The 19,481-nt window shown below is 68.1% G+C and carries 27 protein-coding genes; all 27 read left to right on the forward strand.

The window, feature by feature from the left end; translation table 11 throughout:
• Positions 1-40 precede the first annotated feature (40 nt).
• The gene (locus HYV14_08065) at positions 41-604 is read left to right on the forward strand and encodes a dCTP deaminase (GenBank protein ID MBI2385954.1); all 564 of its coding nucleotides are present in this window, start codon (positions 41-43) and stop codon (positions 602-604) included.
• The gene (locus HYV14_08070) at positions 601-1,161 is read left to right on the forward strand and encodes a hypothetical protein (protein MBI2385955.1); all 561 of its coding nucleotides are present in this window, start codon (positions 601-603) and stop codon (positions 1,159-1,161) included. Before HYV14_08065 ends, HYV14_08070 begins: the two co-directional genes overlap by 4 nt.
• Positions 1,162-1,205: 44 nt before the next feature.
• On the forward strand, positions 1,206-1,643 hold the full coding sequence (rplM, locus tag HYV14_08075; GenBank protein ID MBI2385956.1) for a 50S ribosomal protein L13: 438 nt from the start codon (positions 1,206-1,208) through the stop codon (positions 1,641-1,643).
• A gap of 7 nt (positions 1,644-1,650) precedes the next feature.
• On the forward strand, positions 1,651-2,052 hold the full coding sequence (rpsI, locus tag HYV14_08080) for a 30S ribosomal protein S9 (GenBank protein ID MBI2385957.1): 402 nt from the start codon (positions 1,651-1,653) through the stop codon (positions 2,050-2,052).
• A 14-nt stretch (positions 2,053-2,066) separates the two neighbouring features.
• Complete coding sequence (locus HYV14_08085; protein ID MBI2385958.1) at positions 2,067-2,369, forward strand: hypothetical protein; 303 nt, start codon at positions 2,067-2,069, stop codon at positions 2,367-2,369.
• Positions 2,366-3,079, forward strand: coding sequence for a DUF72 domain-containing protein (locus HYV14_08090; GenBank protein ID MBI2385959.1), 714 nt, complete (start codon positions 2,366-2,368; stop codon positions 3,077-3,079). The genes HYV14_08085 and HYV14_08090 overlap by 4 nt, the downstream gene beginning before the upstream one ends.
• On the forward strand, positions 3,076-3,699 hold the full coding sequence (locus HYV14_08095) for a class I SAM-dependent methyltransferase (protein ID MBI2385960.1): 624 nt from the start codon (positions 3,076-3,078) through the stop codon (positions 3,697-3,699). The genes HYV14_08090 and HYV14_08095 overlap by 4 nt, the downstream gene beginning before the upstream one ends.
• A gap of 15 nt (positions 3,700-3,714) precedes the next feature.
• Complete coding sequence (locus tag HYV14_08100) at positions 3,715-4,281, forward strand: hypothetical protein (protein MBI2385961.1); 567 nt, start codon at positions 3,715-3,717, stop codon at positions 4,279-4,281.
• Positions 4,278-5,783: a bifunctional metallophosphatase/5'-nucleotidase gene (locus HYV14_08105; protein MBI2385962.1), complete on the forward strand. Its 1,506-nt coding sequence runs from the start codon at positions 4,278-4,280 to the stop codon at positions 5,781-5,783. Before HYV14_08100 ends, HYV14_08105 begins: the two co-directional genes overlap by 4 nt.
• Position 5,784: 1 nt before the next feature.
• On the forward strand, positions 5,785-6,378 hold the full coding sequence (locus HYV14_08110) for a hypothetical protein (protein MBI2385963.1): 594 nt from the start codon (positions 5,785-5,787) through the stop codon (positions 6,376-6,378).
• A 180-nt stretch (positions 6,379-6,558) separates the two neighbouring features.
• A complete protein-coding gene (locus tag HYV14_08115; GenBank protein MBI2385964.1) occupies positions 6,559-7,323 on the forward strand; it encodes a triose-phosphate isomerase in 765 nt (254 codons plus the stop codon).
• Positions 7,324-7,370: 47 nt separating this feature from the next.
• Entirely contained in the window at positions 7,371-7,955 is a 585-nt protein-coding gene (gene pduL, locus HYV14_08120; GenBank protein MBI2385965.1) for a phosphate propanoyltransferase, read from the forward strand.
• A 12-nt stretch (positions 7,956-7,967) separates the two neighbouring features.
• Positions 7,968-8,264, forward strand: a complete 297-nt coding sequence (locus HYV14_08125) for a BMC domain-containing protein (protein ID MBI2385966.1) — start codon at positions 7,968-7,970, stop codon at positions 8,262-8,264.
• A 9-nt stretch (positions 8,265-8,273) separates the two neighbouring features.
• Positions 8,274-8,582 (forward strand): EutN/CcmL family microcompartment protein, encoded by a 309-nt coding sequence (locus HYV14_08130; protein ID MBI2385967.1) that lies wholly within the window; start codon positions 8,274-8,276, stop codon positions 8,580-8,582.
• On the forward strand, positions 8,572-10,041 hold the full coding sequence (locus HYV14_08135) for an aldehyde dehydrogenase (GenBank protein MBI2385968.1): 1,470 nt from the start codon (positions 8,572-8,574) through the stop codon (positions 10,039-10,041). The genes HYV14_08130 and HYV14_08135 overlap by 11 nt, the downstream gene beginning before the upstream one ends.
• Before the next feature lie 8 nt (positions 10,042-10,049).
• On the forward strand, positions 10,050-10,601 hold the full coding sequence (locus tag HYV14_08140) for a BMC domain-containing protein (GenBank protein ID MBI2385969.1): 552 nt from the start codon (positions 10,050-10,052) through the stop codon (positions 10,599-10,601).
• 1 nt (position 10,602) lies between these two features.
• Positions 10,603-12,327 carry an SEL1-like repeat protein gene (locus HYV14_08145; protein MBI2385970.1) on the forward strand — a complete coding sequence of 575 codons (1,725 nt, stop codon included), beginning with the start codon at positions 10,603-10,605 and terminating at the stop codon, positions 12,325-12,327.
• Positions 12,324-12,770 carry a ribose 5-phosphate isomerase B gene (gene rpiB / locus HYV14_08150; protein MBI2385971.1) on the forward strand — a complete coding sequence of 149 codons (447 nt, stop codon included), beginning with the start codon at positions 12,324-12,326 and terminating at the stop codon, positions 12,768-12,770. Before HYV14_08145 ends, rpiB begins: the two co-directional genes overlap by 4 nt.
• Positions 12,767-14,173 carry a caspase family protein gene (locus HYV14_08155; GenBank protein MBI2385972.1) on the forward strand — a complete coding sequence of 469 codons (1,407 nt, stop codon included), beginning with the start codon at positions 12,767-12,769 and terminating at the stop codon, positions 14,171-14,173. Before rpiB ends, HYV14_08155 begins: the two co-directional genes overlap by 4 nt.
• The gene (locus tag HYV14_08160; protein MBI2385973.1) at positions 14,170-15,345 is read left to right on the forward strand and encodes a hypothetical protein; all 1,176 of its coding nucleotides are present in this window, start codon (positions 14,170-14,172) and stop codon (positions 15,343-15,345) included. The genes HYV14_08155 and HYV14_08160 overlap by 4 nt, the downstream gene beginning before the upstream one ends.
• On the forward strand, positions 15,342-15,626 hold the full coding sequence (locus HYV14_08165) for a EutN/CcmL family microcompartment protein (GenBank protein MBI2385974.1): 285 nt from the start codon (positions 15,342-15,344) through the stop codon (positions 15,624-15,626). The genes HYV14_08160 and HYV14_08165 overlap by 4 nt, the downstream gene beginning before the upstream one ends.
• The gene (locus HYV14_08170) at positions 15,626-15,922 is read left to right on the forward strand and encodes a EutN/CcmL family microcompartment protein (GenBank protein ID MBI2385975.1); all 297 of its coding nucleotides are present in this window, start codon (positions 15,626-15,628) and stop codon (positions 15,920-15,922) included. The genes HYV14_08165 and HYV14_08170 overlap by 1 nt, the downstream gene beginning before the upstream one ends.
• Entirely contained in the window at positions 15,915-16,910 is a 996-nt protein-coding gene (deoC, locus tag HYV14_08175; GenBank protein MBI2385976.1) for a deoxyribose-phosphate aldolase, read from the forward strand. The genes HYV14_08170 and deoC overlap by 8 nt, the downstream gene beginning before the upstream one ends.
• A gap of 95 nt (positions 16,911-17,005) precedes the next feature.
• On the forward strand, positions 17,006-17,326 hold the full coding sequence (locus HYV14_08180) for a hypothetical protein (GenBank protein MBI2385977.1): 321 nt from the start codon (positions 17,006-17,008) through the stop codon (positions 17,324-17,326).
• An 18-nt stretch (positions 17,327-17,344) separates the two neighbouring features.
• On the forward strand, positions 17,345-17,635 hold the full coding sequence (locus HYV14_08185; protein ID MBI2385978.1) for a BMC domain-containing protein: 291 nt from the start codon (positions 17,345-17,347) through the stop codon (positions 17,633-17,635).
• A gap of 268 nt (positions 17,636-17,903) precedes the next feature.
• Positions 17,904-18,989 (forward strand): PilT/PilU family type 4a pilus ATPase, encoded by a 1,086-nt coding sequence (locus tag HYV14_08190; GenBank protein ID MBI2385979.1) that lies wholly within the window; start codon positions 17,904-17,906, stop codon positions 18,987-18,989.
• A 1-nt stretch (position 18,990) separates the two neighbouring features.
• Positions 18,991-19,481, forward strand: a 491-nt coding sequence (locus tag HYV14_08195) for a hypothetical protein (protein ID MBI2385980.1), incomplete at its 3' end; no start/stop codon positions are given.

Genomic DNA, 19,481 nt, shown 5'->3' on the forward strand with positions numbered 1-19,481 from the left:
GAAACAGTTATAATCATTCACACCGACGAAGGAGCCCCAGATGATCAAGTCCGACAAGTGGATCCGCGAGATGTCCCAGACCCAGAAGATGATCGACCCGTTCGTCGAGCATCAGGACGGCAAGGACAAGATCTCCTACGGCCTGTCTTCGTATGGTTATGACATCCGCGTCGCGGATGAGTATAAAGTCTTCACGAACGTGCACGGCACGCTCGTCGATCCGAAGAAGTTCGACGAGAAGGCGTTCGTCGACATCAAGGCCCCGACCTGCGTCGTCCCCCCGAACTCGTTCGCGCTCGCCCGCTCCCTCGAGAAGTTCAAGATCCCCCGCGAGGTGCTCGCGGTCTGCCTGGGCAAGTCCACTTACGCCCGCTGCGGCATTATCATAAACGTAACTCCCCTTGAGCCCGGCTGGGAGGGTTTCTTGACCATCGAGATATCCAACACCACGCCCCTGCCCGCGAAGATCTACTCCAACGAGGGCATCGCCCAGCTCCTCTTCTTCGGAGGCGACCAGGTCTGCGAGACCTCCTACTCCGACCGCAAGGGCAAGTACATGGACCAGGTCGGAGTGGTCCTGCCCCGCATCCTCGCCGCCAAGTGAAGCTCGTCCTTCTTCTGCTGCTGGCCGCGTCGGCCCGGGCGGGGGAACTGGGAGGGCACGAGCCCGCGGCGCCCGAGCCGGCCCTCGTCGTCGAAGACCGCGCCGCGCTCCTGGAGGAGATGTGGGTGCGGCGCATCCTCGCGCCGGACCAGACCGCCTGGGCCCCGGCCGACGCCCAGCTCCTGGGCCGGATCCGGATGGCCGAGGCGGACGCCCTCGCCTATCTGAAGAGGAAGTTCGGCGGCACGCGCCCTTGGACCGCCCCCCGCCGCGGCAAGGAGACGGCGGCCCCCCGCCTGCTCACGAAGGAGGGCCACGACAAGTACCTCTTCCACCTCACCCAGGACGCCATCGAGTACTTCGAGAAGAAGGGCGCCGGGGCGAAATGGGCCCTGAAGCTGACCGATTGGGAGGGCCGCCGCCTCTTCGACGGGGACGGCCGCTTGACGCCCGCCGGCGTCACGGTCTATACCCGCGCCAAGCTCAAGCTCGAGGTGTACTGGCGGTCTCCGAACGGCGAGACTTTCGGCACCCGGCGCCCTCCGAAATCCCCGTAATAAACCTTGTTCCCCGACGGGGGAATTTGTTAAGATTAACCACTATGCCTCAGAACAGCTATATGCATCCTCCCCGCCAGGCGGCGAACACCCGCAAATGGCATCACATCGACGCGAAGGGCCTCGTGCTCGGACGCATCGCGACGAAGGCCGCCGATCTACTTCGTGGAAAAGGCAAGGCTACCTACACCGATTACGTGGACTGCGGAGATTTCGTCGTCGTGACGAACTGCAAGCAGATCAAGCTGACCGGCAACAAGATCGACCAGAAGACCTACTTCTCGCACTCCGGCTTCGCCGGCGGCGCCCGGGTCATGCCGATGAAGCGCCAGATGGAGCGCGATCCCCGCCGGATCATGATGCTCGCCGTGCGCCGCATGCTTCCCAAGAACCGCCTCGCCCGCAAGCAGCTGGTTCGCCTGAAGATCTACGTCGGAGACAAGCACCCGCATTCGGCCGTCAACGCGCCGAAGGCCAAGTAAGGACACCATGAGCAAAACCGAAGCGATCTGGGCCACCGGCCGCCGCAAGACCTCCGTCGCGCAGTGCCGCCTGCTGCCGAAGGGCGAGGGCAAAGTCACCGTCAACAAGAAGCCCGTCGAGGCGTACTTCCACGGCCTTCCCCATCAGGTCCGGGACGTCACCGAGCCGATCACGATCATCGAGGCCGCCAAGAACCACGACTTCATCGTCAAGGTCGTCGGCGGCGGCATCTCCGGCCAGGCCGGAGCGGCCCGTCACGCCATCTCCCGCGCCCTCGTCAAGCTCGACGAGAAGCACAAGAAGGCCCTTCGCGCCGCCGGCTTCCTGACCCGCGACCCCCGCATGGTCGAGCGCAAGAAGCCCGGTCAGCCGAAAGCCCGCAAGCGCTTCCAGTTCTCGAAGCGTTGATCGGACCGTCTCCCATGGAGACGATCAAGATCCGTGGACTGGCCCGTCTCGCCGCGGCGATTTTCGCCGGGTGGGGCGGGCTGGCCGCTGTCAAGGGGGTCTACGACCTCCTGGGCGGCGAGCCGGAGGCCAACCAGTATGCTCCCAAGGCCTGGGCCTTCGTCACGCGCGCCCAGTGGGCCCGGTTCTCCCTGTTCGAGCTCGTTTACGGGCTCGCCTTGCTGGCCTTGGCCTGGTACTGCCTGCGCTGGTCCCGGCGCCTGCCGGAGACGGTCCAGCGCCCCCGGCGCGAGCCGGAGTTCAGCCTTTTCGGATGATACGGGTCGGCTGCGCCGGCTACCCCATCGGACGGGACCGCTACTGGCGCTCCCTGTCCTTCGTGGAGACCGATACCGGCAAGGGCCTTCCGCGGCTCGAGACCTTGGCCGCCTGGCGGGCGGACATCCCCGCGGGCGGCGAAGCCGCCCTGCAGGCCCTGAGGACGATCACGCACGGCCCCGACGACCGCGGCTTTCCGGCCGGCGCCCGGAAGCTTCCCAAGCATCGCCAGGCCCTGTGCGGGGCGTTCCGGGAAAGCCTGGAGGTCCATGAGGCCTGGATGGCCACAAAGGCCGCGGCCGAGGCCCTGGGGGCTAAGATCGTGGTGTTCGAGACCCCGGCGTCCTTTCAGCCCGGCTCCGACCGCCTGCGCGACATGTACCGGTTCTTCAAGGGCATCTCTCGCGGCCAGCTGACGGTCGTCTGGCACCCGCGGGGGAGCGAGTGGTCCTCCCTCGAGGACAAGGTGTGCGCGGAGCTGGGGCTGATCCGGGCCTTCGACCCCCTGCGCCAGCGGCCGCCCGCCAAAGGGGTCTTCCTGTACATGCGTCCCCTCATCGCCCGCATGGGGTCTTTGGGTGTGGACAATATGGCCACAATCTCCTCGGCCGCGGCCGACGTCCCCGCCTATATCGCCTTCTCCCACCGGGCGTCCTTCCGCGACGCCGAGAGGCTCAAGGACCTGCTGGGCGCGAAGAGGACGCGGTGAGCCTCTGGTCGGGGCTGCGCGTGTCCTGGCAGGCGTTCAAGACCCGCCGCAAGCTCAACCGCCAGTTCGGCAAGCGGGAGGACCCGTTCTCCTACTCCACCGAGCCGTACGAGATCGCCCGCCTGGGCGCCCTGGAGGCGGCCCTGGGCGGCGCGCCCCTCGGACGCGTCCTCGAGGCGGCCTGCGCCGAGGGTCATTTCACCGAGAGGCTCGCGCGCCGCGCGTCGTCGGTCCTCGCCCTCGACATCTCCGCCGTGGCGCTCGCGCGGGCGCGCCGCCGCGCGCCGTCGGCGCGCTTCGCGGAAGGCGACCTGATGACCTGGGAGCCGGGGCCTGAGGCCCCCTTCGACGCCGTGGTCGTGGCCGAGGTCCTTTACTATCTGGACCGGCCCGGCGTGCAGGCGGAGTTCGAGGCGCTGTTCCCGCGGATCGCGTCGTGGCTTAAGCCCGGCGGGCGCCTCGTCATGTCGCACGCGTTCGCCGGCGCGGCGGAGCTCGCGCACCGTCGCGCTTTCCGCGAGCGCTTCGAGCGCGCCGGCCTGCGTCTGGTCCTCGAGACGATCCCCGACGCCGACCGGGGCGGCGTCCGCTGCCTGCTGTCGACCCTCGAGAAAATTTAATACACTCACGCTCCCATGGGGAGAAGCGCGGCGGAGAGCCTGAAAGGCCAGACGGAGACGCTCGTGGCGGCGGCGACCGCCGCCGCGGCCTGGTTCCGGCGCCCCGCGCCGTCGGCGCTGTCGGCCGCGCGCACCGCGCGCCTGCGCGCCCTGGGCTGGAGGGAGGCCGCGGTGCTCGCCAATAAAGGCCTCCGGGGCTTCCCCAAGACCGACGCGGCCGACGCGTCCTTCGCGCTGCGCGAGGCCGTCGAGCATTCGGCCCAGGCCGTGGCCGAGGCCGTGCGCTACGGCGTCGAGCCCGACGACGGCTTGGTCAAGACCGCCGAGGCCGTGCGCGAGGCCGCCAAGGCGCTCGCCGCCGCCGCCGCGGGCCGGGGAAAGGCCCGGACCGAGGGGCTGCTCCTCGCCAAGAAGTGGGCGGGCGAGGCGGAGCGGCTGCGCCGGCTCACCCGCTCGGAGGCGCACGAGCTCCCGTCCCTGATGAACGCGCTCAAGCGCGAGACCGTGTCCACCCGGCTGTCGAACGCCGCCGAGGCGATGCAGCAGGCATGCGACGCGCTGGCCGGAGGCCTGGTCGAATGATCCTGTCCCGTTTCCTCCTCGTCGTCGTCCTCCTCGCCGGCGCGCGCGCCGGGGCCGCGGAGACGATCAAGGTCCGCGTCTATCACACCAACGACGTGCACGGCTGGATCATGCCGCGCCCGGACAAGTTCCAGAAGGAGCGGCTCATCGGCGGGGGCGCCGCGCTCGCCGCGCTGATCGCCAAGGACTCCGGCCCGAAGCTCGTCCTCGACGCGGGCGACTGGTGGCAGGGCACGCCCGAGGGCTCGCTGACCAAGGGCGAGGCCGTCGCCGACGTGTTCAACGCGGTCGGCTACGACGCGATCGTCGTCGGCAACCACGAGTACGACGACGGCGGCGATTCGCTGCGGGCGTTGATCGCCAAGATGAAGATGCCCGTGCTCTCGGCGAACACCTACGGCGCCGACGGCAAGCTCGTCCCCTGGGTCCGGCCCTGGATCGTCAAGGAGGTCGCCGGCGTCAAGTTCGGCGTCTTCGGCCTGACGACGTCGAACATGCCGCGCCTCGCCTTCCCGAAGAACATCCTCGGCCTCGACTTCCGCCGCGAGGCGGACGTCGCGCGCGAGGCGGTGAAGGCGCTCAAGAAGCAGGGCGCCACCGTGATCATCGCCGTCACGCACATCGGCCTCGAGGGGGAGAACCAGAAGTTCGAGGGCGACCAGACGCTCGCGCGCGAGGTCCCCGGCATCGACCTCATCGTCGGCGGCCACTCCCACACCTTCCTCAGCCGCCCGATCCGCGGCGAGAACGGGAACTTGATCGTCCAGGCCGGGCATTACCTGATCAAGGCCGGACGGGCGGAGCTCGAGATCGACCCGAGGACGAAGACCGTCGTCGCCTCGTCGGACGAGCTCCTGGACCTGTGGCCCGACCGCCTCGGGGAGGACGCCGGCGTGAAGGCGATCGTCGCCCGGCACCAGGAGGCGGTGGGGAAGATCTTCGAGACGGTCATCGCGACCGCGCCCGCTTTGATGGGCCGCGACGCCGATCAGGAGAGCGCCCTCGGCGACTGGATGGCGGACTGTTATAGAGAAACCCTCGGTACGGACGCCGCCCTTCAAAACGGCGGCGGCATCCGCGCCGAACTCCCCGCCGGCCCGGTCACCTTGCGCTCCGTCTTCAACGTGATGCCGTTCGACAACGCCCTGGTCAAGATGACCATGAAGGGCCGCGACCTGCGCGCGGTGTTCGACCACGGCGTGGGCATGGGCAAGATCGCCCAGGTGTCCGGCGCGAAGATCGAGTATTTCCGCCCGAAGCCCGCGGGCGAGCGCATCGCCTCGGCCGCCGTCGGGGGCGCGCCGCTCGACGACGCGAGGCTCTACACGATCGTCACCTTGGATTTCCTGACGAGCGGCGGCGACGGCTACTCCGTCTTCGACCGCTTCGTCTCGTCGGAGGCGACGGGCGTGCTCGCCCGGGACGCCCTGGGCGCCTGCGCCCGCAAGCAGGGAGTCGTCAGCGCGCCCGCCGTCGGGCGCCTCAAGCTGAGGGAGAACTGACATGGTCTTCAAGGACGCGCGCGCGAAGGTCGAGAAAGGCTGGACCACCACGAAGAAGCTGCTCGCCATGATGAGCGTGTGGGGCCTGTTCTTCAGCCTCATCACCATCGGGCACCTGTCCGTGGCCTTCGATTACGACGACACCTTGGTCGACGCGTCGAAGGCCTACGAGAAGGCCTCCGGCGCCGCCGTCACCCGCGAGGGCCCCGCCTTCTGGGCCGCCCTCAACAACGCCTACGACCTCGAGTCCGTCAAGCTCGTCCCCTTCGGCCTCGCCTGCGCGCTGCGCGGCCTCGGCTTCCGGATCATGATCATGGCCGAGCGCCAGGGGACCGACGGCGACGCGCTGAAAAAAGAGTGGCGCAAGCTGTCGCCCCGCTCGTTCATCTTCACGCCCGACCCGACCGCCAAGCACCTGCACATGCAGGAGGGACACTTCGTCGCCTTCTTCGGCGACAGCGACCAGGACATGCTCGAGGCCAAGAAGGTCAACGTCCTCGGCGTCCGCATCAAACGCGGCAAGCGCGCGGTCAAGCGCGACTCCTACTCCCCCGGCAAGATGGGCGAGACCGTCATCCCCCTGTCCCAGTTCTAGCCGCCCCGCCGTCGGTGTCAGACATTCCGCTTTTTTCACTTTTTGCCAGGCCTGACCCCGTCATTTTGCCGTCGTTTTCCTTGCGAAGAGGCATTGACAGCCACCGGTTCATGGGGTAGAATTCCAGTCGAAGCCCGGAGACCGGGAAGTGTGGACAAATTGGCCACAAATGGAGACAAAATGGCATCCCCTTTGCGCCGTCCGCTGCTCGCCGGTAACTGGAAAATGAACCTGACCTTGGCTCAGTCCGTCGAGCTGGCTAAACTCGTCGCCGGTGGGGCCAATTCGGCCTCGGGCGAGGTCGCCGTGTTCGTGCCCGCGACCGCGATCACCGTCGTGGGCGAGGTGCTCAAGGGGACCTCGGTCCGCCTCGGGGCGCAGAACGGATACTTCGAGGCCTCGGGCGCCTACACCGGCGAGATATCGATGGGTCAGGTCAAGGACGCGGGCTGCTCCATGGTGCTGATCGGCCACAGCGAGCGCCGCAAGCTGTTCGGCGATACCGACGAGTGGATCAACAAGAAGCTAGGCGCGGCGCTGAAAGCGGGCCTGACCCCGGTCGTCTGCGTGGGCGAGACGCTCGAGGAGCGCGAGTCGCAGAAGACTTGGCGCGTGCTCGAGACGCAGATCGCGGGCGGCCTGAAGGGCTTCGCCCCCGCCGACCTGCCCAAGGTGGTCATCGCCTACGAGCCCGTGTGGGCCATCGGCACCGGCAAGACCGCCTCGCCCGCGCAGGCCCAGGAAGCGCACCTGTTCATTCGCGCCCAGCTGGCCAAGCTCCACGGCGACGGCTTCGCCGCGGGCACGCGCATCCTTTACGGCGGCTCGGTCACCGCGGAGAACGTGGATTCGCTGATGGCGCAGCCCGACGTGGACGGCGCTCTCGTCGGCGGCGCCTCGCTCAAGAAAGACTTCCTGCGCATCATGGGATTCCAAAAAGCGTGATCAGCCCGACCGAGATCGCCGGGCTCTCCGTCGAGATCGAAAAGCGCATGAAGCGCTCGAAGCTCGACATTCCCGCCGGCGTCTCGGTTAAGCACTGCCACCTCACGAAGGAGCATTTCAAGATATTGTTCGGCGCGTCCGCCGAGCCCAAGCGCGTCAAGGACATCAAGCAGCCCGGCTTCTACGCGGCCGAGGAGATGATCGACGTGAAGGGCCCCAAGGGCGTGCTCAAGAAGATCCGCCTCGTCGCTCCGTACCGCGACCACACCCAGATCGAGGTGGCGCTCACCGACGCGATGGCCATCGGCCTCAAGCCGCCGGTGCGCGAGTCGGGCGACGTGAAGGGGTCGGCGGGCGCGATCCTGATCGGTCCCGCGGGACAGGTGGAGATCAAGGAGGGCGTCATCATCGCCCAGCGTCATCTCCATTTCTCGCCGAGCGAGGCCAAGAATCTGGGGGTCGCGTCCGGCGAGGTCGTGCGCGTCCGCTGCGGCGCCGGCGGCGGGCGCTCCACCGTCTTCGAAGACGTCGTCGTGCGCGTATCGGACAAGTACAGCCTGGAATTCCATGTCGACACGGACGAAGCCAATGCCGCCGGGATCAAGACCGGCGACGTCGTACACATCGCGTAAGGAGAAAACTGAATGAACGCACTCGGAATGATCGAGACCCGCGGCCTGATCGCCTGCGTGGAGGCCGCCGACGCCGCCGTGAAGGCCGCCGACGTCCGCATCGTCGGCTACGAGAAGGTCGGCACCGGCCTCGTGACCGTGCTGTTCCGCGGCGAGGTCGCCGCGTGCAAGGCCGCCTGCGACTCCGGCGCCGCCGCCGCGCAGAAAGTCGGCGAGCTCATCGCCGTGCACGTCATCCCGCAGCCCCACCCCGACCTCGAGGGCAAGATGCCGATCTCTTCCCCCGAGACCTTGGCGCGCAAGAAGTAAGGAGCCAACATGATCTTCGCCCGCGTCACGGGCACCGTCGTCTGCACGTTAAAGGATGAGAAGCTGGTCGGATCGAAGCTGCTGCTGGTGCAGCCCGTCGATCTGGCCGGCGCCTCCAAGGGCAGCCCCCTCGTCGCCGTCGACTCCGTCGGCGCCGGCGAGGGGGAGCTCGTGCTTCTCGTGCAGGGATCGAGTGCCAGACAGACCACGCGCACCGAAGGCCGGCCCGTCGACGCGGTGATCTTCGCCATCGTCGACACGGTCGAAGCGAACGGAAAGACGGCGTTTAAGAAGTCCGAGGACGCGAATGCAAAGTGAAGAAATAGCACGCATCGTCTCCGAAGTGCTTAAGCGGTTGGAAAAAGAGGAGATGGGTTCCGTTCTGACCTCGAAGTCGTCGGAAGCTCCGGCAAGGTTCCCCAATCCGTTGCCGTTAAGATCATGTTCTTCCGTCGTTTACCCGTCCGTAGACGCCGCCGTTCAAGCCGCGGTCGCCGCCCAAGGCGAATTTCAGGACCTCGGGCTGGAACTCAGACGCGAAGTGATCCGCGCCATGCGCAAGGCCGCCATCGCGAACGCCGAGCGCCTCGCGAAGATGGCCGTCGAGGAGACCGGCATGGGCCGTTGGCAGGACAAGGTCCAGAAGAACTTGGTATGTGCAACGCGTACGCCGGGCGTCGAGGATCTCGTCAGCCGCGCCTACACCGGCGACAAGGGACTGACCTTGGTCGAGTATGCGGCCTACGGCGTCGTCGCCGCGATCACGCCGTCGACCAACCCCGCCGCGACCATCATCAACAACGCGATCTCGATCATCGCGGCCGGCAACGCCGTCGTCTTCGCGCCGCACCCCGCCTCCTTCAAGACCTGCGTCGAGACCATGCGCCTGCTCTGCGAGGCCGCCGTCGCCGCCGGCGCGCCCGCCGGCCTCATCACGACCTGCGACAAGCCGTCCCAGGACAACACGAAGAACCTGCTCGCCCATCCCGACACGCGCGTGAACATGGTCACCGGCGGCCCCGCGATCGTGAAGGTCGCGATGACGGTGGGCAAAACGTGCAAGACCATCGCGGCCGGCCCGGGAAACCCGCCTGTCGTCGTGGACGAGACCGCGGTCTTCCCGAAGTGCGCGGAAGACGTGATATTCGGCGCGAGCTTCGACAACAACGTCCTCTGCACCGCGGAGAAGGAAGTCATCGTCACCGCCGCGGCCCGCGACAGATTTCTCGCCGGAATGCGCGGCGACCGTCGAGCTTTCGAGCTCAGCGCCGCTCAGACCGAGGCGTTGGTGAAGCTCGTCATCAAGGCGGGGGGGCGTGGATGCAAGGACCCGGTCCTCAACCGCGACTTCGTCGGTAAAGACGCGTCGGTCTTGGCCAAAGGAATAGGTTTGGAGATCCCCAAGGAAGCCCGTCTTCTCTGGGCGGAGGTCCCTAACGACCATACGCTGGTCTGGACCGAACAGCTCATGCCGTTCTTGCCGGTGACCGTGGCTCGTGACGTCGACGCCGCCATCGACCTCGCCGTGCAAGCTGAAGGAGGGCATCGGCATACCGCCGCGATGCACTCCACCAACGTCGCCAACCTCACCAAGATGGGGCGGGCGATGCAGTGTTCCATCTACGTCAAGAACGCGCCCACCTTGTACGGGCTCGGCCTCGGCGAAGGCTACGCCACGATGTCGATCGGCACGCCGACCGGCGACGGGCTGACCAAGGCCTCACATTTCGCGCGCCCGCTGCACTGCGCGCTCGTCGGATACTTCCGGATCGCGTAAGGAGAACCATGCTCGCCAACCTCGCCGTCGGATTCCTCGAATCATCCTCGATCGCCAAGGGCATCGAGGCGACGGACGCCATGGTCAAGATGGCGTCGATCAAGCTCGCGAAGACGACGATCGTCGCGCGCGGCAAGTACATCATCTTCGTGACCGGCGCCCTGGGTGAGGTGGAAAGCTCGATGCGCGCGGGCCGCGAGGTCTTGGGAAAAACGCTGGTGGACGAGGTCCTCATCCGCAACGTCCACAACCAGGTCGTCGCCGCCCTCGACAAGCGCGTCCCCGTCGAGGTCCTCGGCGCGGTCGGCATCATCGAGACGAAGGAGGCGATCGCGGCCGTGCTCGCCGCCGACGCGGGCGCCAAGGCCGCCAACGTCCACCTCATCGAGGTGAAGACCGTCGTCGGCGGAGGCAAGGGCTACGTGACGCTGTGCGGCGAGGTGGGCGACGTGCGCACCGCCGTCGCGGCCGGCATCAGCGCCATCCGCAAGGACCTGATCGTCAGCCACGTGATCATCCCGCAGGCCGACCCCCAGCTCCTCGCGACGGTGGGAAAATAGGATGAAAGCGGCCGCCGTCCTCGCGGTGACCTTGGCGCTCGCGGCCCCGGCCGCGGCCAAGGACATCCGCGTGGCGGCCGACGGCTCGGGCGACTACAAGAAGCTGTCGAAGGCGCTCGACAAGGCCGTCCCCGGCGACGTGATCATCCTCAAAAAAGCGTCGGGCGTGGTGGGCGCCATCCTGAAGGCCGAAGGCGCCGGATTCCTCATCGAAGGCACCGTGGCGGGCAGCCCCGCCGAAGCGGCCGGCCTCAAGAAAGGGGACCGCCTCCTGGCCGTCGACGGGGTCCCGACCGCCTCCCGCTCCCTGCCCGAGGTCGTGATGCGGGTGCGCGGGCCCGTCGGCACGACCGTGGAGCTCACCGTGGCCGGCGCGTCGGGAGAGCGCGTGGTGCCGATCGTGCGCGGCGAGATCCGCCGCGAGATCAAGGACGAGCTGTCCAAGATGCGCATCGCCCAGGAAGAGGAGGATTTCGACGCCGCCGCGGACTACGCGCAGAAGCTCGCGGAGGGCGGAGCCCTCGACGCCCAGGCCCTTCTCGCGTTCCTCTACCACAACGGTCAGGGCGTGAAGAAAGACCCGAAGAAGGCCTTCTTCTGGGCCGCTCGGGCCGCGGAGAGCGGGGACGCCCCGGCCCAGCGCCTGCTGGGCCTGTTCTATCAGCACGGCACGGGGACCGCGCAGGACCAGGCCCAGGCCCTGTACTGGCACAAGAAGGCCGTCGAGAAGAACGACGCGTACGCCATGCTCAATCTCGCCGCCGCCTACGAGAACGGCTGGGGCGTCCAGGCCGACCCGGCCGCGGCTCTCGAACTCTGCCGCCGGGCCCTCAAGCAGCAGCTGATCCCGGCGAGCGCCGCCGACGCGCAGAGCCGCGTGGCGCGCTTGGAGGCGAGACTCAAGGCGTCCGATCTCGCCGCGGTGAACGCCGCCGTCCGCGGCGCCGCCGCGCCCGCCCCCGTCGCGCCGCCGGCTCCCGCCGCGATCCGCTCCGACGTCGACGATCTTCCCGCGCAGGGCGCCGCCCGGCCCCACGCCGTCGCCGTCGTCATCGGCGTCGAGCGCTACCGCGAGAACCTCCCCAAGGCCGACTTCGCGGCGGGCGACGCCAGGCTCGCGGGCGAATATTTCCGCCGCGTCCTCGGGGTCGCCGAGGAGAACATCGTCGTCCTGACCGACGACCGCGCCACGAAGAGCGACTTCGAGAAGTATTTCGAGCAGTGGCTGCCCAATCACGCCGACAAGGACTCCGAGGTGTTCGTGTTCTTCTCCGGGCACGGCGCGCCGGATCCCGCGAAGGGCGACGCCTATCTCGTCCCCTACGACGGCGACCCGACCTACATCAAGCAGACCGGCTACTCGGTCAAGCGGCTGTACGCCTTGCTCGGCAAGCTCCCGGCCAAGAGCGTGACCGTGGCGCTGGACTCGTGCTTCTCCGGCGCGGGCGGCCGCTCGGTACTGGCCAAGGGCGCGCGCCCGCTGGTGACGGTCCGGACCGACGCCCCGCCCGCGCGTGTGACCGTCCTCGCGGCCGCGGCCGGCGACCAGATCTCCAACAGCTATCAGGAGCAGGGCCACGGCCTCTTCACCTACTTCCTGCTCAAGGGCCTGAAGGAGAAGGGCGATTTCAAGTCCGCCTACGATTACTTAGGCCCCGAGGTCTCCCGCACGGCCCGCCGCAAGTACAATTCCGACCAGACCCCGCAGTGGAGGGACGGAAAATGAGAGTCGTCATCGGAAGCGATCACGGCGGGTTCGGCGCGAAGGCCTTCATCATCAAGGCGATCCAGGCCCTGGGCCACGAGGTCGTGGACTTCGGCTGCCACTCGACCGAAGCGGTGGACTATCCCGACGTGGCCCAGCTCGTCGCCGAGGCGGTCGTCTCCGGCCGCTTCGACAAGGGCGTGCTCATCGACGGCTTCGGCGGCGCGGTGTGCATGGCGGCCAACAAGGTCAAGGGCGCGCGCGCGGTCGCGGCCTACGACTCGGTCTCCGCGCGCATGGCCGCCCAGCACGACGACGCCAACGTGCTCTGCATCGGCGGCAAGTCCCACGGCGAGCTGATCCACGGCGAGATCGTGAAAGTGTTCTTCGGCACTCCGTTCGAAGGGGGCCGACATGCCGGGCGCCTTAATAAGGTCCACGCGATCGAGGGCTACACGAAATGAACAGGCTCCTGTCCTGCGGGTTGGCGCTCGGGCTTTTCGGCGCGGCCGGATGCGTCACCTCGCCGATGATGGCCGGCGCTCCCGGCCAGGTCCGCGAGGCCGCCAAGTCCGGGTCCCGGGGCGTGAGCCCCGACGATCCGGCGCTGTGCGTGGCGTCGATCCCCTACGCCGGCTTCTTCGCTTTCGTCTCGGACGTCACGAAGCTCCGTTCCTTCCAGCTCCTGACCCAGGAGCGTCCGAGCGTCGACGGATGCGACCTCGTGCTGAGGATCGTCCACCCCAACAAGTCGATCTTCTCCCGTGACGAGATACAGGCTTACTCCGCGTATGGAGGGGAGCTGCTCTGGCAGGGAACGTCCCAGGGCGCGGCGGGCAAATACGGCGCGCAATTCCTGCTCGAGCAGCTCATACGCGATTTTTCGCCGGGCCAGCCCGCGCGCGCGAAGCTCGATACGGACAGGGCGAGCGGGCGGCGCGTGGCCAAAGCCGATCTGGATCGCGCCGGCCTCTTCCTCCTGTCGGAAGCCGGCATGAGCAAGTACGAGCTCGCTCGCAGCAGGCGCTCGGGCGCCGTTTTCCAGGCTCCGCGCTCCCTGGCCGCCGGCGCCTCGCCGTCCGCGCCCCCGGCGGCGGCCCCGGCGCTCGCTCCGGCGCCCGTCCGCAGCGACGTCGACGACCTGCCCGCCGCCCGCGCCGTCTCGCCGAGGCGGCACGCCGTCGTCATCGGCGTCGAGCGCTACCGCGAGAGCCTGCCGAAGGCCGACTTCGCCGCCGGCGACGCGAGGCTCGCGGCCGAGTACTTCAAGCGCGTGCTCGGCGTGCCCGACCAGAACCTGGCGCTGCTCGTCGACGAGCGCGCCACCAAGGGCGACTTCGAGAAGTACTTCGAGCGCTGGCTCCCGAACCGCGTCGAGGCCGGCGACGAGGTGTTCGTCTATTTCTCGGGCCACGGCTCGCCCAACCCCGCCAAGGGCGACGCCTACCTGGTCCCTTACGACGGCGACCCGACCTACATCGACCAGACCGGCTACCCGCTCAAGCGCATGTACGACGCTCTGGCCAAGCTTCCCGCCAGATCCGTGACCGTCGCCATGGACTCGTGCTTCTCCGGCGCGGGCGGCCGCTCGGTGCTCGCCAAGGGCGCGCGCCCGCTCGTCACCGTCTCCACCGTCGAGGTCCTGCCCGCGAAGATCACCGTGCTCTCCGCCTCGGCCGGCGACCAGATCAGCAACAGCTTCCAGGAGAAGGGCCACGGCCTGTTCACCTACTTCCTGCTCAAGGGTCTCAAGGAGCGGGGCCCCGACATGAAGGGCGTCTTCGAGTACCTGAAGCCCGAGGTCGCGCGCACCGCGCGCCGCGAGCTCAACAGCGACCAGGACCCGCAGTGGAGAGAGGGCAGATGACGCGCTCCCTGCGCCTGCTAACGGCGGCCGCCCTCCTCGGCTCAGCGGCCGCCTGCACGGGCAACAGGAAAGCGCCTGCGCCCCGAGAAGAGACCGCACCGGCGACGGTGAAGCCCACGGCTGGGACGCGGGGCGTCTGGACGGAGACGGGCTCGTTCTTCCAGGCGCGCATGAGAGGCGAGATCCAGAAGCTCCGCGACGGCCGGGTCCTGCTCGCCGGGGGGCTCGTGGAAGGCGTCGCGAAGGGCCTGTCCTCCGTCGACCTCTACGACCCGCGCACCGGGGCGTGGGGCGAGGCCGCCCCCCTGAAAGAAGGCCGCTACGAGTTCGCCTCGGTGCGGCTTGACGACGGCCGCGTGCTCGTCAGCGGGGGACTGGGGCCGGAGGGCCGCATACTCGCCACGGCCGAGATCTACGACCCGCGGAAGAACTCCTGGAAGAAGGCCGCGCCGATGGCGCGTCCGCGCCAAGGCCACAAGATGGCGCTCCTGCCGAAAGGGCGCGTGCTCGTCGCGGGCGGCTGGGACGGCGTTGACAAGGTCGCCGACGCGCAGATCTACGACCCAGCCAAGAATCGCTGGTCCGGCGCCGGCGCCATGAACGCGGCCCGGCCCTTCCTGGCGCTCGAGCGGCTCGCCGACGGCCGCATCCTGGCGGCGGGCGGCTCGGGGGAGTCGTCGGCGGACGTCTTCGATCCCGCGACCGGACGCTGGTCCCCGGCCGGCCGGATGCGCGAGTCGCGCATGTACCCCGCGGCCGCCGCCCTGCCCGACGGACGGATCGTGGTGGCCGGCGGCGGCACCGAGACCGGCGTCGTCGCCGCGTCGGCGGACATCTACGACCCCGCGACGGGACGCTGGACGCCCACGGGACCGATGAACGCAGCCCGCCTGGGCCACGCGCTCGTCGCCGTCGGCGGCACGGTGCTGGCCATCGGCGGCGAGGATCGTCAGACGCATCACGACAGCACCGAGTTCTACGATCCTTCCACGAACGCCTGGCGGTACGGCCCTCGCTTGTCCGGCGGTCGTTGCTATCCGGAGGCGGTTCTGCTCGACGACGGCCGAGTGCTGTCCGCCGGGGGCCGCCGCGGCCTGAGCGGCGGCATCGTGCTCGCTTCCGCCGACGTGCTGAGCGCCGAGGCGTTCGCGTCGGCGAAGGAGGGGCGATGAAGCTCGCGCGCGTCATCGGCCGCGTGTTCTGCTCCCGCCAGGAGCACGCCCTGGACGGCAAGACCATGCTCCTTATCCAGCCCCTACGCTGGGAGGACGAGTCGCCGCTGGGGGACCCGATCGTGGCGGCCGACGCCGTCGGCGCGGGCTCTTCGGAAAAAGTATTCTGGGTGGCCTCCCGCGACGCGGCGGTGGCCTTCAAGGACGCCCCTCCGGTGGACGCCGCCGTGGTCGGCATCGTCGACGGCCACCAGGTGAAGGATTTCAGGAGGAAGCGCTGATGTTCGTCGCCGAGGTCGTCGGGAACGTGTGGGGGACGCGCAAGCACTGCTCGCTGTGCGACAAGCGCCTCCTCCTCGTGCGCCCGATCGATCCTCTGACCGAGGAGCGCACCGGCGACGCGATCATGGCCGTGGAATACGGGACGGGCGCGGGGCCGGGCTCCATCGTGCTCGTGATGGACGAGGGCGGCTCGGCGCGGTCGGTGCTGCACGATGACAAGGCGCCGATCCGGACCGTGATCGTCGGGATCGTGGATTCCGTGGTGTCGGGTGGGAAGGTAAAAAAATATGACTGAGGCACAACTCCGAAACGTCGTGGAAGAAGTCGTGAAGGCGCTCGCCGCCAAGGGCTTCCTCAAGGGGAACCGCTGCGAGTGCGAGAACGGACCCAAGGCCCTGAAGGGCGAGGTGAAGACCTCGATCGGCAGCGCCGGCAAGGTGTTCGGCAACGCCGCCTCCTGGGGAGCCGCGCCCGCGTCTCCCGCCAAGGGCCAGTTCTCCGCGCTGCCGCCCAAGCCCGCCCACGACGACGAGGACGAGGACGCCCACGTCGACGCCAAGATCATCCAGGCCGTCGGCGCCGACCGGGTGTCCGTGTGCAAGCCCACGAAGAAGGGCTCGGACACCGCCCGGTTCGTCGACCACACCTTGCTCAAGCCCAACGCGACCCAGGAGGAGATCGGCAAGCTGTGCGACGAGGCCAAGACCTACTGCTTCGCCTCCGTCTGCGTGAACCCCTCCTACGTCGCCCTGTCCGCGCAGCTGCTGCGCGGCTCCGGCGTGAAGGTCTGCACCGTCGTCGGCTTCCCGCTCGGCTCCACGACGCCCACGGTCAAGGCGATCGAGGCGCGCGACGCCATCGCCAACGGCGCCGACGAGATCGACATGGTCATCAACATCGGCGCGCTCAAGAGCGGCAACGACGTCGTCGTCTACGACGACATCAAGGCCGTGCGCGACGCCACGCGCGGCAAGGTGCTCAAGGTGATCCTCGAGACCTCGCTGCTGTCCAACGAGGAGAAGGTTCGAGCCTGCGCCGCGTCGAAGAAGGCCGGGGCGGATTTCGTGAAGACCTCCACCGGCTTCGGCGGCGGCGGAGCCACCGTCGAGGATGTTAAGCTTATGAGGGAGACCGTCGGGCCCCTGATGGGCGTGAAGGCCTCCGGCGGCATCCGCGACGCGAAGATCGCGGCCGACATGATCGCCGCCGGCGCGACCCGCCTCGGCACCTCGGCCAGCATCGCGATCGTCACCGACGCCAAGTCGGAAGGAAAAGGATATTAGACGGTGTCAGGCTCGCAAATTCGTCGAATTCCGTTGAATCGTTGGCCGCACAATTCAACGAATTTGCGAGCCTGACACCGATATAGAGGGCAGATATGGCGAAAGAGAAAGACAAGGACGAGACGCCGCCGAAGTACAAGATCAACATCGACCTGCAGTGCGGAGCGTGCGCGGCGATCATGCACACGCACAAGGATCAGCCCCTGCCCAAGTTCTGCGCGGGGTGCGGCGCGGGCATGCAGAAGTTCTGCTTTAAGTGCCACAAGAAGGTGGAGATGTTCTTCGAGGAATGGTGGCCCGAGGACGACGAGTGCCAGAGGACGTACACCACGCCGCGCCGCTGCACGCACTGCAACGCCGTGCTCGAGACGGGCGCCGAGGGCCGCGACGCCCTCGGTGGACACGATCCGGAGTAAGGGGGAGAGATGGCTGAGATTCGCGAAGCGCTGGGCTTGGTGGAGACGAAGGGTTTCACGGGCATGATCGAGGCGTCGGACGCCATGGCGAAGGCCGCCAAGGTCCGTCTGGTGGGTTATGAAAAAGTAGGCAACGGCCTGTGCACGACGCTGTGCCGGGGCGAGGTCGGCGCCGTGCGCGCCGCCGTCGACGCGGCCGCGGCGGCCGCGCAGAAGGTCGGAGAGCTCGTCGCGGTGCACGTGATCCCGCGGCCGCACGACGACTTGGAGAAGTACCTGGACCGCATCGCCATCAAGCTGGAGCGCTAGACCGCGTCCGGGGTTCAGGTGCTCACGCGGGACGATCTCATCGATATCCTCGTCGCCGGCTTGGCCAAGACCAGGCCGGCGGCGGCCGCGCGCCCTTGGAAGCCGAAGGGCCCCGAGGCGCGGCCGTTCCTTTCCGAATACGACATAAAAAAGAGGTTGACGGCGGGCGGGGTTCGCCTTACAATTCCGGAGAACGCGATCATAAGCCCCTTGGTCACGGATTGGCTGACGCTAAGAGGAATAGAAGTCGTAAGAGGACTGAGCTGACATGGCGATCGACATCAAGAACCTGCTGACGTTGATGGTCCAGAAGGACATCTCCGACATCCACTTCAAGGCGGACTCCGTGCCCGCCTTGCGGGTGCGCGGCGCCATGATCCTGGCCACCAACCTGCAGAAACTGTCCGCCGAGGACATCAAGGCGGTCGCCTACCAGCTGATGAACCCGGAGCAGACGGCGGAGTTCGAGAAGACGATGGAGCTCGACCTCGCCTACAGCCTGGACGGCGTCGCGCGCTTCCGCGTCAACGTCTACCGGCAGAAGGGGACGCTCGGCCTGACCTTGCGCGTCGTGCCGATGAACCTGCGCACCTTCGCGGAGCTGAACCTGCCCGTCGACGCGTTCCTGAAGCTCGGCAACGAGAGCCGCGGCCTGATCCTGTTCACCGGCATCACGGGCGCGGGCAAGACCACGACGCTGAACAGCTTCCTGCATCATCTCAACAGCATGCATCAGTACCGCATCATCACGATCGAGGACCCGATCGAGTTCTACCACTCGGACGTCAAGTCGACGATCGTGCAGCGCGAGGTCGGTCTCGACACGAAGTCCTTCGCCTCGGCGCTCAAGCACATCCTGCGCCAGGACCCCGACGTCGTCGTCATCGGGGAGATGCGCGACCTCGAGACCATGCAGGCCGCGATCGCCGCGGCCGAGACGGGCCACCTGGTGCTGTCGACCGTGCACACGCTCGACGCCGCGCAGACCGTCGACCGCATCGTCGACGCGCATCCCGCGCATCAGCACTCTCAGGTCCGCCAGCAGCTCGCGAACTGCCTCAAGGGCGTCATCGGCCAGCGCCTCGTGCTGTCGAAGGACGGCAAGAGCCGCTTTCCCGCGACCGAGGTCCTGATCGGCAACAGCCTGGTGCGCCGGCATCTCCTCGAGGGCAAGACCGCCGAGATCCGCAAGGTCCTCGAGGGCGGCGAGTACTACGGCATGCACACCTTCGACCAGGATCTCCTGCGGCTGTTCGCCGAGGGGAAGATCGACGACAAGGTGGTCCTCGAGGAGGCCACCAATCCCGAAGACGTGGCCCTGCGCCTGAAGGGCCTCTCGGTCGGCGGTCCGTAAGATGGCCGACGAGCCGAAGAAGGACCATCCCGAGGACATCGAGTCCATCCTCTCGGACTTGGACGCGATCCTCACGGACATGGGGGGCGACGCGGCCGCCGCGGCCAAGCCCGCGGAGCCGTCGAAGGCCGAGCCGCCGGCTCCCAAGCCCGTCGAGGCCCCGAAGCCGGTCGAGCCGCCGAAGCCGGTCGAGCCGCCGAAGCCCGTCGAAGCGGCCAAGCCCCCGACCATCGAGCTCGCTCCGCGCGAAGGGATGATCAAGCCTCCCGAGAAAAAGCCGGAACCTCCGAAGCCGGCGCCGAAGCTTCCTGTTCAGTCCGGGATCGAGTTGTCTTCGGGACCGGCTATCCCCGCGCCGCCGGCCGCTGTCGCGCCGCCTCCGCCGCCGGCCGCCGCAACAGCCCCCGTCGATTCGCCGAAGGCGAATCAGCCGCCCCCGGCGGCCCCGGCGCCTGTCGCCGCGAAGCCGCCGGAGCCCGCGAAGCCCGCCGC

It is taken from the genome of Elusimicrobiota bacterium (assembly GCA_016182905.1).
GTDB lineage: Bacteria > Elusimicrobiota > Elusimicrobia > UBA1565 > UBA9628 > GWA2-66-18.